The 12,789-nt window shown below is 39.2% G+C and carries 9 protein-coding genes; 6 read left to right on the forward strand and 3 right to left on the reverse strand.

Annotated elements, in window-relative coordinates; all coding sequences use genetic code 11:
• The first annotated feature begins 54 nt into the window (after positions 1 to 54).
• Together HQQ94_RS04515 and HQQ94_RS22460 are read left to right on the forward strand one after the other, a co-directional pair.
• Entirely contained in the window at positions 55 to 1,689 is a 1,635-nt protein-coding gene (locus tag HQQ94_RS04515) for a di-heme oxidoredictase family protein (RefSeq protein WP_254303998.1), read from the forward strand.
• Positions 1,690 to 1,925: 236 nt separating this feature from the next.
• On the forward strand, positions 1,926 to 2,969 hold the full coding sequence (locus HQQ94_RS22460; RefSeq protein WP_173293293.1) for a glycosyltransferase: 1,044 nt from the start codon (positions 1,926 to 1,928) through the stop codon (positions 2,967 to 2,969).
• A 236-nt stretch (positions 2,970 to 3,205) separates the two neighbouring features.
• Here HQQ94_RS22460 and HQQ94_RS04525 read toward each other — a convergent pair whose 3' ends face one another.
• Positions 3,206 to 3,865 (reverse strand): DNA-J related domain-containing protein, encoded by a 660-nt coding sequence (locus HQQ94_RS04525; protein ID WP_173293294.1) that lies wholly within the window; start codon positions 3,863 to 3,865, stop codon positions 3,206 to 3,208.
• 755 nt (positions 3,866 to 4,620) lie between these two features.
• Here HQQ94_RS04525 and HQQ94_RS04530 point away from each other — a divergent pair.
• Complete coding sequence (locus tag HQQ94_RS04530; RefSeq protein WP_254303999.1) at positions 4,621 to 5,688, forward strand: endonuclease/exonuclease/phosphatase family protein; 1,068 nt, start codon at positions 4,621 to 4,623, stop codon at positions 5,686 to 5,688.
• A gap of 204 nt (positions 5,689 to 5,892) precedes the next feature.
• On the opposite strand, the gene HQQ94_RS04535 is transcribed toward HQQ94_RS04530, so the two are convergent.
• A complete protein-coding gene (locus tag HQQ94_RS04535; RefSeq protein WP_173293295.1) occupies positions 5,893 to 7,164 on the reverse strand; it encodes an MFS transporter in 1,272 nt (423 codons plus the stop codon).
• A gap of 106 nt (positions 7,165 to 7,270) precedes the next feature.
• On the opposite strand from HQQ94_RS04535, the gene HQQ94_RS04540 reads away from it, so the two are divergent.
• The 3 genes from HQQ94_RS04540 to HQQ94_RS04550 all read left to right on the forward strand — a co-directional run bounded on the left by HQQ94_RS04540 (position 7,271) and on the right by HQQ94_RS04550 (position 11,753).
• Positions 7,271 to 8,050, forward strand: coding sequence for a helix-turn-helix domain-containing protein (locus HQQ94_RS04540; RefSeq protein ID WP_173293296.1), 780 nt, complete (start codon positions 7,271 to 7,273; stop codon positions 8,048 to 8,050).
• A gap of 131 nt (positions 8,051 to 8,181) precedes the next feature.
• Complete coding sequence (locus HQQ94_RS04545) at positions 8,182 to 9,663, forward strand: YdiU family protein (protein ID WP_173293297.1); 1,482 nt, start codon at positions 8,182 to 8,184, stop codon at positions 9,661 to 9,663.
• A gap of 284 nt (positions 9,664 to 9,947) precedes the next feature.
• Positions 9,948 to 11,753 carry a pyridoxal-dependent decarboxylase gene (locus HQQ94_RS04550; RefSeq protein ID WP_173293298.1) on the forward strand — a complete coding sequence of 602 codons (1,806 nt, stop codon included), beginning with the start codon at positions 9,948 to 9,950 and terminating at the stop codon, positions 11,751 to 11,753.
• Between the two features lie 59 nt (positions 11,754 to 11,812).
• Here HQQ94_RS04550 and HQQ94_RS04555 read toward each other — a convergent pair whose 3' ends face one another.
• Positions 11,813 to 12,781 (reverse strand): diguanylate cyclase, encoded by a 969-nt coding sequence (locus HQQ94_RS04555; RefSeq protein ID WP_173293299.1) that lies wholly within the window; start codon positions 12,779 to 12,781, stop codon positions 11,813 to 11,815.
• Positions 12,782 to 12,789: the final 8 nt, after the last annotated feature.

Here is a 12,789-nt window from a genome sequence, read left to right on the forward strand (position 1 = left end):
CATAATAGAGGTTTGTTTGAATGTGTAGAGTGTGAGATGAAAATAATGAAAATAATGAAAAAATATAAATACATGGGCTTAGCATTTATCATTTGTTTAAGTGTAACCGCATGCGGTGGCTCGGGTGATGAGGTCGCACAAACAAAACCTGGCGAGGAATTAAAGCCTCAGCCTATTGAAACAAAGTACCCAGCATTCACAGACATCAACGCCAGTGGTGGTCAAACAACCACGTTTGACGTCTCAAATTCCGGGCATGGTTTCTCCACCCCAGCCCCCAATTTATCTGCGGCAGAGTTAGTGCATCACCTAGTGGGGGATGCGGGATTTGAAACTCCTTTTACTATTGCGCCAAATATCGAGCATCCTGAGTTAGATGGTTTAGGGCCTGTGTTTAATAATGCTGATTGTCATTCATGTCATCAACGTGATGGCCGTAATTCAACCCCTATAGTACCTGTCGGTGAGACGCGCATAAAGTTAGGCTCAGGCGCGGGGTTATTTTTGCGCATAAGCAAAGCAGATAGTGAGCCTTGCACTAAGGGTACGGCAGCGAATGATTACTGCGCGCCAATGCCAGTGCATAATTTTGGTGATCAGTTATTTCATCGTGGAGTATTAAAGGCTCGTCCCGATTGGAAAGAGAACCAATTTGTTGGTCAGGCAGATGTGTATCTATCTTATAAAACCAAAGAGGTAGTTTATCCAGATGGCAATGTGGTGGTGCTTAAGCAGCCTGTGTTTGCTGTTGAAAACCCTTATGATGCGCCAGGAGAGACGCTAAACAGTGCCAATGTGACATCAGAGCTGCTTCAAGATGATGTGTTGATGGGATGGCGTAATGGCATGCCGGTGTTTGGTTTAGGCTTACTTGAGGCCATACCCGAAGCGGACATTCTGGCTTTAGTGGATGTAAACGATACCGATGGCGATACGATATCGGGCCGTGCAAATTTTGTTTTTGATGCTGTAAAAGCGCAAGCGGGTGATGCTTATCCTGTATCGCTTGGACGATTTGGTTGGAAAGCCAATACCCCGAGTGTACGCGTGCAGTCATTAGGTGCGCTGCGCGGAGATATTGGCATCACTAACCCTTTGTTCCCCGATGAAAGCATCACAGGCACAGCCTTACACGAGAGTTACTTAACCCGAACGCATTTCGTTGATACAGGTAAGGGTCTTGATGATGAACCCGAAGCCAGTGCAGAATTCAGTAACGCTGTGGTTTTTTATGCAGAAACCTTAGCGGTACCGGCAAGGCGTAATATTGATAAGGTGCGTGACGGTGCGCGGTTATTTGAGGAAATTAATTGTACTGGTTGTCACAAAGCAAGTTTTGTGACTAAATCATCGGGTGATATTGGCGGCGTGCCGATGAGTGATGCACTAAAAGGGCAAACGATTTACCCTTTTACCGATATGTTACTCCATGACATGGGTGAAGGATTGTCTGATGATCGTCCTGATTTTCTTGCTGATGGTAATGAGTGGCGAACTCGGCCTTTATGGGGAATTGGCTTGACTCAAACGGTCAATCCGTCCGCTGGTTTTTTACACGATGGCCGGGCGGCGACGTTAGAAGAAGCGATTCTCTGGCACGGCGGGGAAGCACTAACGAGCCGAGATGAGTTTATGGCATTAAATATTGATGAACGAAAACAGGTTATTGCGTTTTTAAGATCACTTTAATGTAAACACCCCCTAGATTTTTATTCAGCCACCCAATGTTGTTGAGTGGCTTTTTTATAGCAATTAACAATGGAATGGGGAGTAAACAGTACTTTATTATCGTTTTTTGAGCATTGTTCTGAGCTAGAGCATCGCACTATTTTACTTGCATCTATTAGATTTCATTATAACCTGTTCTACACTCTTTTATGATAACTAACCCTTAACAATAAAAAGAGGTGGCTTTGGGAGCTAGAGTGATCCATCTTGTTGATGATAATAAACTTGGTGGAGTTAATTTAGCTCTGCAGAGTCTGTGCGCATCGCAATTAAAGGACCATTTTGAGTTTTCCATTGTTAATATTGATTTGACAGATTTTTGGCCTAAAAGATTTAAGGCCGATGTGTTAATTCTTCATACTGCTGCTTCTTGGCGAAAGCTACCCGGACTTTTTCTGTTTAGGCTTGCTAATATCGGTACGCCTATCTTCTATCAAGAACACCATTACAGTGCTGGGTTTATGCAGCATGAAGTGAGTCATCACAAGCGCTTTTATTTGATGCTTAGACTCAGTTATTACTTGATGCATAAAGTGCTTGCAGTTTCTGCAGCTCAAGGCCGTTGGTTATTGGATCACCGATTACTTAAGGAAAGTAAATTAGTGGTTATCAAGCAGGCAAGACCGGTTGATGCCTTATTATCTCTGCCAGATACCCCCTTGTGTCTGCCTATTCAACTCGGTGCTTATGGTCGTTTCCATAAACAAAAAGGTTTCGACTTGCTCATTAAAGCAATGGCGTATGTTCCGGCAGAAAAAATAGAGCTACATTTGGCGGGAGAAGGTGAAATGTTACCGTATTTACAGTCTTTGGCCGCGAAGCTGGACAACGTCACCCTGGTTGGTGAGATAGACAATGTGGCATTATTTTTATTCCACTGTGATGCCGTGATTATCCCTTCTCGCTGGGAACCTTTTGGCTTGATATGTCAAGAATCGATTGCCGCTGGCAAGGCAATATTGACTACCAGAGTTGACGGGCTGCAAGAGCAAGTGATGCCATTAATGATGACTGAACATGAACGCTCATCAATTTCCTTTATTGATTTGACTCAAGCAGGCTTGGTTCAAGGACTGGAGAAGTTAATTACTCAAGCTGAAACAAAGTTAGCAAGAGGGCATAAGGTGACTCATTTATCAGGTTTGAATGACCAAGAACGCGCGATAGCATCCAAACGTTGGATTCAGATGGTCGATGCTTGGAAGTATTTACTTACAACTGAACTGAATAAAAAAAATTAATTCTGCCATTAGTCTTACTATCGCGTTATTTTTTGTGCTCGGTAATATGCATTGTCTCATATGTCCATTGAGCGACTAATGAGCGTAATGGTATGAGGGATAATGCTAATCAGTGTTATAAAATTGATTGTTTTTACATCATAGCCATTGTACTGCAGTTGAGTTGAGAGTAATTCGTCAAGTTAAGATTGCTCATGATGATTGAATTACTCAATGAGATGAGGTTGAATTTATGTTTATGCCTTTTCACGTAAAGTTTGCCAAGCTTCACAGACTTTACGAAATTGTGCTGCATTGCCATTGGGGCGATCTGGATGCCATTGCAGTGCTAATTTTCGCCAACGGAGACGTACCTCTTTATTGGTTGCATCAACATTAAGTTTAAAGACCTGTAAAGCCTGACTCTTATGCATTAAATTTATATTAGTACCAATATATTTCTCATAACGGCTCCAGAATGATTCTAACATCTCTCTAATAATGTTTGGGCAAGTGTCATAGTTTACCCAATTGAGATAATACTCTCGCAGTGCATCACCTTCTTGTAGGCTTGTTTCAATGTTTGTTGGCATTATTTCGAATATTTGAATGTCCATGGCTTTAACCTGTAGCCAATGATCAGGTAAGAGAATTTTCTGCAATTGAAAAAGGGCATTCATTAACAAAAAATTTCGTTTGAATAGGGCTTTTTCTTGATCTTCATCTAAATCTTGCATTAAGCCTTTAGCTTGCAGTTCCGAGGCGAGTAAGTGAACTTTCCAGCTATGCTCTGTGTTCTTAAGTAGACTAAATAACGGCCAGATTAAAGGGTTGTCTCCTTTGATACTGGCGATATCAGCTTGTTGAACGCTAGTGATAAAGGGGGGAAGTTGAGCTGATTTTTTGGCAGCTAGCATATGTGAATCCATCCTGAATTGGCTATTGCCCTTAATCCCAGAGCTAGGGGAAAACAGATTTATTTACTGTGACTATGACACAAGAGATCTGGAAAGCAAGCTAGCTTAATTGGAAATTTTATATTGCTGAGTAATTTTTTTATTTGTATTAGTGAATCAATTATTTTAATTCTAGCTAACCTTAAAGAGGTATTGCTATAAACTATTGATTTAAATGTGTTTTTTTGTTTTAGTATATCGATAATTTCAACCCATACGCTAGAAAAGAGCATACGTTATCGGTAGTTAGTATGGATTCCGCTCAAGCCTTAATCGATATTCACCTCATTATATTAGGCTTGTTGTCAGGGGAGCTTGTGAAAATGGAATAGAACAACACAGTTTTCATACGTTAAGTGTCGATGTTTATTTCTCTTTAGCGCATATGACTGAGACGAATAGCTTATTAGCGGTTAGTATTGATGTCTTTGTTGATAAAGATAAATTGGACCTTAATCATATTCCTATTACGGTGGATGTCCGGTTATTTGGCCACAGGGGAGTTTGTTTCTTTATCATCAAATAACAGTATAATATGGGAAGTGACACTCAATGAGAATCGCAATACAGTGGACTCAGCTCAATAGTGAAATAATGACACACGCGTTAGAGTTTTTATCGATATGCTCTGGGACTGTTAACCTCTCCTAAGCGCCTATTTGATTGACTTAGGCTTTCTCGTTTAGACTGTATCAACGATTATAAGGTTTTTCAGTTTGCATAATGATTTGGTACCAGACTCTGAAGCCATGGAGTTGATTAAAATAGCGACTTTTAATCTGTTTAATTTCATAGAGCCTCCTGGGGCATATTATGATTTTGAGAATATATATAGTCAGGAACAATGGCAAAAAAAATGTGAGTGGATAGCAAAGTATATCAATGAGAATCAACCAGATATAATTGGTTTTCAAGAAGTATTTAGTCCTGAAGCGTTGGCTCTATTGACAAAATCTTGCGGCCTTAATTATTTTGCAGTACTCGATGAGCCAGATGTTATTGATGATTTTATCTATAGTAAGCCTGTCGTCGCTATCGCTTCTCGTTATCCAATCAATGAGATCCACTCTGTCGAAGCTGACACTGTATTAGCGGATATGATCGGGATGCCAGAAGGGGTTAATTTCAGTCGAAAACCTTTAAGGGCAACAATTACGCTTCCTAAGCTTGGACCTTGTGATTGTTATGTGGTGCACTTTAAATCTAAACGCCCCTTGTTTGATGCTCAAACCGAGTATTCTTCACACTCTGTAGAAGCTCAGGTGGCAATCGGGCAGTTACTTGCTATTGAGGCATTAGCTCAGTGGGGATCTGGTGTTCAAAGAGGTTCTGAAGCGGTTTTACTTCGATGTGCTATGGTAGAGCGTCGGGTTCAAACTCAACATCCTATGCTATTGATGGGAGACTTTAATGACAATCTAAATGAGGGTGTTTTGGCGTCATTAGTATCGATTAATACCCGTATTAAGCCTGATCCCGCTTTAGGTGATATAAAGCATCAGTTGCAACAATATCAACTTCAAGATGCTTACGAACTATATCAAAGCAGCCAAGGTAGATCTTCTTTGCAAATTAGGCCTGCGACTTATTATTACCTTGCCCAAGGTTCAGTGCTGGATTATATTTTGCTCTCATGTGAGTTCGATGCTAGAAATAGTCGAAGTCTGGCTGAGGTGATACGTTATGAAACTTACGATCGTCATCTTATTAATCCTAGTTTTGATCTTGATAGCCAAAGTACAGATCATGCCCCGGTGATGATCACACTCTCCATTCGTCATTAGATTATGCTGAACTCGTGTTCGAGTTGGTATTATGCTTGATGCCATATGTTGTTTAGATAAGCGCAAGTACTAAAATTATTAACACTGAGTTATGTGTTAAGTGCTGTGCACAGTAGTGGGTATATAGTTGGATATATACTGAGTCTTAGAATGTTCACTTCACCGTCGATTAACGTCTTTACTATTGTAAAACTGTTGAATTAATCAAATAATGTGGTCAAGAGGCCTAGAGTTATCTGTCATTGAATAACTACTCATCTGACTTTTAGGGGAGGCAAGGAGCTCATTTTTGGTTGCAAACATGGATGAGATACACCAAATAATATTGATAACAGCACAGATAACTAATGGCAAGGTCCAGCTTCTCATTTGCTCGTGAATTAGGCCCATTATGGTTGGGCCTGTTGCAGCTAATAGGTAACCTATACATTGAGCCATACCCGATAAAGTGGCGGCTTGATGTGCATTTGAGGTACGAATACTGATCAGAGCTAGCGCAAGAATAAAGCCTCCACCACAGCCAAAGCCAAACATCATTGCCCACAATACTGCAAGAGAAGGGGCTAGGATTAACCCTATAATACTGATAAATACCATAATGGTTAAACTTAAGCTCAGGAGACGCTTGTCTTTAATTTTAGACATGAGTGGTAGCAATACGATTGCAGGTACGGCAGTAAAGAGTTGTAGCAAGCCATGAATAACACCTGCTTGTTCATGGCTATAGCCGGTATCGACTAAGATAGTGGGTAACCAGCTAACGAAGATGTACATCAAAAATGAGTTTAAGGCTAAAAATAGGCTAATTTGCCAAGCTTGAGTTGAGAACCAAAGGTTACTATGGCTATCGAGCTCAGATACATCCGAAGTCGTGGGAGTGTGATTGCGGAGTTGAGGTAACCATACCAAAACAGCAATAATGGGAAAAATGATGATGCTGCCAAGCGCAAAAGCCCAATTAGGGATAAATGTGATTGTTAGGCGTTCAGCTAAATGAGTCATAGGGATGGCTAAGCTGGCACTGAGTGCTGAACCTATTCCCATGATGAGTACGTATGCGGAGGTGATTGTTGCGACTTTATTTGGAAAGTCTCGTTTCATTAAACTGGGGAGTAACACGTTGGCAATTGCTATACCACCTCCAATAAAGACAGTACCTATAAATAATGTTATAGATGAACCCAATGAACGTATAATGATACCAGTTAATACCAGTATTATCGAAAGCATTAGCGCATGTTCAAGTCCACTTTTTCGAGCCAATTTTGAGGCTAATGGTGAGAAAAAAGCAAAAGCTAATAATGGTAATGTGGTTAACATTCCAGCCTGTGTTGCTGACAGCTTTAGCTGCTCTCTGATTAAATCAAGTACAGGTCCGACACCTGTGATGGGGCTACGTAGACTTATAGAGATAAGTAAAACCCCAAGAAGTAAAAAAGTCGTATTACTGAGTCGAAAAGTGCGTACTTGTGCCATTAATACTACCTCACATTGAAACTGGCGATAATGCAGTTATATTAACTTTTATATCGATTGCTGAATTCAGTTATACTGACTTTATATATCTAAAAACGGTCAATGTATGGCGTCTAAACGAATAATTTTTTTTGATTTTGATGCTTATCCTCAAAAAGTTGTCTCCTATAGGGCAAGAGGAGGTGATTATGAAGCGGAAACCCCTTCACATCAGCACCATAAGTGCCAATTGGTGTTAGCTTTGAGTGGGTTTGTTAAATGCAAAATTGAAGATGCTATTTGGATGGTGCCACCCCATTGTGCGGTATGGATCCCGAGTCAGGTGGCCCATAGCAACCACATTTCCAGCAATGCTAAAGTGTGTATGTTATTTATAGACCCGGATGTTGATGGCATGCCTGAGAAAAGTTGTACTTTATCAGTATCGCCCTTACTTAGAGAATTAATCATACATTTAAGTGAGCAGGAGCAGGATTACCTTAGTCATACCCCGACAGCAAAATTAGTAGAGGTGTTAATAGATCAACTACAAATAATGCCTACCGAATGTTTTAATTTTCCCACTCCGACAGAGCCCAGATTAAATACGATAGCAACTCAACTGATGGACACCCCTGCTGACAGGCGTTGTATTAGAGAGTGGGCGACGCAATATGCGATGAGCGAGCGAACTTTTACTCGGTTGGTTAAACAAGAAACTGGACTGACGTTTGGTCGTTGGAGAGGGCAATTACATATTGTGTTAGCCTTGCAAAAACTTGCGACTGGCGAAGCCGTTCAGTCTATTGCTGATGAATTAGGCTATGAGTCAGTAAGTGCATTTATTACCTTTTTTAAAAAAACGTTAGGCAAACCACCCAAACAATATATGAGACTGAGAGATTAATGTGCTGCTTACTTTTAGAATAAAAAAGTTCAATGAACTGAAAATAACCCATTGCTAAGATAGGCATCAAGCTCAAATGATCAGCTTAGTGTAGTTAGCAATCGTTTGTTTTTGATAATATAGGTATAAATATGAACGATAAAAAAATCGAGCTAGGTTTAAGGTTTGACAACAGTTATGCAAACGAGTTGGAAGGTTTTTACGTTGCTTGTCTGGGAGCGAAAGCACCCAGCCCTGTACTTATTAAATTAAATGAAACTTTGTCCCAGCATATTGGTTTGAACACCACGAGTGTTGAAGATTTAGCAAAGCTATTTTCTGGTAGTGAGAGCCCGATTGGTGCATCGCCTTTAGCTCAAGCGTATGCTGGGCATCAATTTGGTGGCTTTAATCCACAATTGGGAGATGGTCGGGCATTATTACTTGGGGAGGTATTAGATGGAAGCGGTGAACGAGTGGATATACAGCTTAAAGGATCGGGCCGAACTCCATTTTCACGAGGGGGTGATGGTAAAGCTGTATTGGGTGCTGTATTACGTGAATATATTCTCAGTGAAGCGATGTATGCTCTTAATATCCCAACAACAAGGGCATTGGCTGTGGTTACGACAGGTGAATCCATTTATCGTAAGCAATATTTGCCAGGAGCGGTGTTAACCCGAGTGGCATCGAGTCATTTACGTATCGGTACGTTTCAATTTTTTTCATCTCGTGGTGAGCAAGGCAAAGTTAAACAGTTGGCTGATTATGCGATAGCTCGCCATTACCCAGAGCTTAAGGACAGTAAGCAGATATATTTGGATTTCTTCTGTGCCGTGAGAGATAAGCAGGCTGAATTGGTGGCTAAATGGTTATTGGTTGGTTTTATTCACGGTGTGATGAATACAGATAATATGACGATAAGTGGTGAAACCATAGATTATGGCCCCTGTGCCTTTATGGATAATTATGGTGCAGACACAGTATTCAGCTCGATTGATAGGAATAGTCGTTATTCATATGCGAATCAGCCAATTATGGCGCAATGGAATTTAGCTCGATTAGCTGAAACGTTATTACCATTACTGCATGATGATGAGGATGAAGCGATGGCTCTTGCTACTGGATCCGTTACCGACTTTTGGGATATTTTCCAGCATCATTGGGTCGTTGGTATGCGTGCTAAGCTGGGCTTATCGACGGAGGATGAGGGTGACTTTGCTTTAGGAGAGCAGCTACTAGCATCGATGTCTGAGGAAGAGGTTGATTTTACAAACTTATTCCGTTGCCTCATCAGGGATTTGGAAAGTGATACTACAGAGAGTGCAAAGCTATTTAATCATGCTGAAAAATATTTATTGTGGCGAAAGTCGTGGATAGCACGTTTGGCTAAAGATAAACTTTCTTTATCTGAACGTATCACTATGATGAAAGCGGCTAATCCTCTCTATATACCAAGAAATCATCAGGTTGAGTATGCTATTGAAGCCGCAGAGCAGAGAGCAGATTATCAGCCGTTTGAGGAACTAATTACCGTATTGGCAAACCCATACACTGTCCAGGTTGGTGCTGAAAAATATTCAGAGCAAGCTCCATCTAGTTTCGGAGTCTATACTACTTTTTGTGGAACTTGATTTATTCTGGTTAATATTAGTGCTAATGCAGTAAAATTATTTTTTTATAAACACTTAACATCTAAAATTTAAGCGTTAAGCGTTAAGTGTTTATTAATCGCGATTGAAAACGTGGATTTATATAACAGCTGTATATGTTTTTTTGTGCGGTTGGATTTTTATCCAGCCTTAATTATTAGCTTAATGTTACTCAATGACACCTTTCCACTGTTGCATTTGATTTTTTGATAAATACATTCAAATTATATTTTCAATATTCAGTAAACTAAAAGGAATATTTAGGTATGTTCATTGATAAGAAAGCAACGTTGACGGTTCCATTTGGTCTCCATGCTGAGCCTTGGATCAGTCAAATACCTCAAATGGCTTTTTCATTGAATGGGGAGTTGTTGATCACTGCTCCTTCTGCAGATCCAGCGGTGATATATCAGATTAAAAATCAAAATTTTATGGGACAGCAAGAGCAGATTAAAGATTGTTATGTACAATTACCTCCTTGCGGTCAGAAAGAAAATCAATTCATCAACCAAAAAAGGTTACAAGACTATTTGAAGCAGCAACAAGACAACTTTCTTGGCTATCAAGCTGTGGTGAATACGGATTATAGTGATTTATTTCCAGTGATGAACACTATGATTAATAATCTAGGTGATCCTTTTACAAATGGTAATTACACGGTTAATAGTAAATCTGCAGAACGTGCAGTTTTAGATTTTTATGCATCAGTATGGCGGGCTAATTGGCCTTCACAAAGCAATAATGTTCCTGATAGTTACTGGGGTTATGTACTGAGCATGGGGAGCACAGAAGGCAATTTATATGCCATGCTGAATGCTCGAGATTATTTGTCAGGTCGTCGATTGGTCGTCGATCAAAATAGTCATCATTTAGTTAAACCTAAACGACGTAATAGCAATAAAAACTATTATAAACCTATCGCATTTTTTTCAGAAGATACCCATTATTCATTAACTAAAGCCATTCATACGACATGTATTCCTTCATTTTATGATGTAGGTCATGAATGTTACCCACATGAGTGTCCATTAGGAGGCGACTGGCCAAAAATGGTGCCGTCAGAATTGCCCTGTGAAGATGATGTAAGATTAGGAAAAATAGGATCAGGTTGTATTGATATAAATAAGCTTCGCTTATTAGTTGAGTTTTTTGCTAAAAAAGGTCACCCCATTTTAATTGTGTTAAATTATGGTACCACATTTAAAGGAGCCTATGATGATATACCGGGTGTTTATCGGGCATTGAAAGATATTTTTATTAAATACAATCTTATCAATCGTGAGGTTAGTTTTGATGAAAGTAGTGAAAATGTTGATGTTAGGCAAGGTTATTGGTTTCATATTGATGGTGCATTAGGAGCTTCTTTTATGCCATTTATCAATATGGCAATAGAAACGGGTGTGCTTAATTTGGATAATTGCAGTGAATGTGAATTTACATTTCCTGAATTTGATTTTAGTTTGCCTTATATTAATTCTATCGTGACAAGTGGTCATAAATTCTTAGGTGCGCCGACACCATGTGGGCTTTATATGAGTAAACATAAGTATTTAGCATCCATGAATAATCCGACTTATATTGGTGCTGTTGATTCGACTTTATCAGGGTCTAGAAATGGGTTGGCCTCGTTAACATTATGGTCTTTACTTGGAAAAACGGGCTATGAGGTACTGCAAAGTAGAGCAATTAAGTCACTGTCGATAGCGCTAGCATTACATATAAGATTACAATCATTGGCTGAGATGATAAAGCAACGTGATAATATTGATATTTGGATACATAGGTCGAATTTTTCTTTGAGTATATTGCTGCGTAAAACCAATAAAGATATTATGTTTAAATATTCTCTGTGTGAGGCTCAGGAAATACTGAATAAGGAATTGAAAAAATATAGTCGTAAATATGTACATATTTATTGTTTATGGGATAGACAGCAATCTGTGTTAGATAATTTAATTGAAGATTTGTCACAACCAGGTGCTTTTGACGTCAATGCGGAAGTTATGGTGGATGATATTTCTGATTCAGTTGAATTAGCTAAAACTGATGTTGAAGCATCAATGTTTGATTAGGGCTTATTAATGTTATTTTTTATGGGTGGTTGTATGGAATCCACCCATAAACATTAAAATTAGGATTTTTTCCAGCATACTCTGTTTCGCCCTTGAGCTTTGGCTTGATAAAGGTGTTCGTCTACTATGCCTAAAAATGAGTTATGCTCCATATTAGGAATAGGAATAATAGATGCACCACCGATACTGATGGTTAGATAATGAGATATAGAAGAGGAATTATGCAAAATTTGTAAATTTTCAATAGAAATACAGATTTCAATTAATAAGCGTTCGGCACTATTAGCATCAGTATTAGGTAAAATAACTGCAAATTCTTCTCCGCCGTAACGGGCGATAATATCATGAGGGCGTTTTAGCTGTTTTTTGATGTGATTAGCGACTAAACGTAGAGCATCATCACCTTTTAAGTGTCCATATTCATCATTGTAACTTTTAAAAAAGTCTATATCTATCATTGCAATCGACACTTGAGTGTTATTTCGAATGCTTTCGTTCCAAACTTTTCTTACATTTAACTCATAAAATCGGCGATTATATATTTCTGTTAACGCGTCGATTAGTGCAAGCTGTTCGAGTAGGTTCTTGTGACGTTGGCTGCGTAAGTGATTGCGGACCCTGGCTTGTACTATCGGCGGGTTAAATGGTTTAGTTATATAGTCAACAGCTCCAAGATCTAAGCCCATTCTTTCATCTTCTGTAGATATTTTTGACGAGATAAAAATAACGGGGATGTTCATTGTAGATTCATTATTTTTAAGCGACTTAATGACTTGATAACCATCGATACCAGGCATGACGACGTCTAATAATATTAAATCTGGATTATGCTTACAGGCAAGTTTAATGCCTTGTACACCATCTTTAGCGAGAAAGACTTTATGATCGGGAATCAGTAATTCGGATAGAAGAATACGATTGTCTTTGGCATCATCAATAATTAAAATTTTATCAATATTGTCTTTAATAGCAAAACAAGGGTCATTGACATCTTCAATATTTAATCCTGTTTTTATGTATTGAGTCATATGTATCT

Origin of the sequence: Shewanella sp. VB17, assembly GCF_013248905.1 — a bacterium.
Classification (GTDB): domain Bacteria; phylum Pseudomonadota; class Gammaproteobacteria; order Enterobacterales; family Shewanellaceae; genus Shewanella.

Bases quoted from the DNA above. Each gene is read 5' to 3' on its own strand.
- HQQ94_RS04515 (WP_254303998.1), top strand. From the start codon at position 55: ATGAAAAAATATAAATACATGGGCTTAGCATTTATCATTTGTTTAAGT.
- HQQ94_RS04555 (WP_173293299.1), bottom strand. From the start codon at position 12,781: ATGACTCAATACATAAAAACAGGATTAAATATTGAAGATGTCAATGAC.
- HQQ94_RS04550 (WP_173293298.1), top strand. From the start codon at position 9,948: ATGTTCATTGATAAGAAAGCAACGTTGACGGTTCCATTTGGTCTCCAT.
- HQQ94_RS04540 (WP_173293296.1), top strand. From the start codon at position 7,271: ATGGCGTCTAAACGAATAATTTTTTTTGATTTTGATGCTTATCCTCAA.
- HQQ94_RS04545 (WP_173293297.1), top strand. From the start codon at position 8,182: ATGAACGATAAAAAAATCGAGCTAGGTTTAAGGTTTGACAACAGTTAT.
- HQQ94_RS04535 (WP_173293295.1), bottom strand. From the start codon at position 7,164: ATGGCACAAGTACGCACTTTTCGACTCAGTAATACGACTTTTTTACTT.
- HQQ94_RS04525 (WP_173293294.1), bottom strand. From the start codon at position 3,865: ATGCTAGCTGCCAAAAAATCAGCTCAACTTCCCCCCTTTATCACTAGC.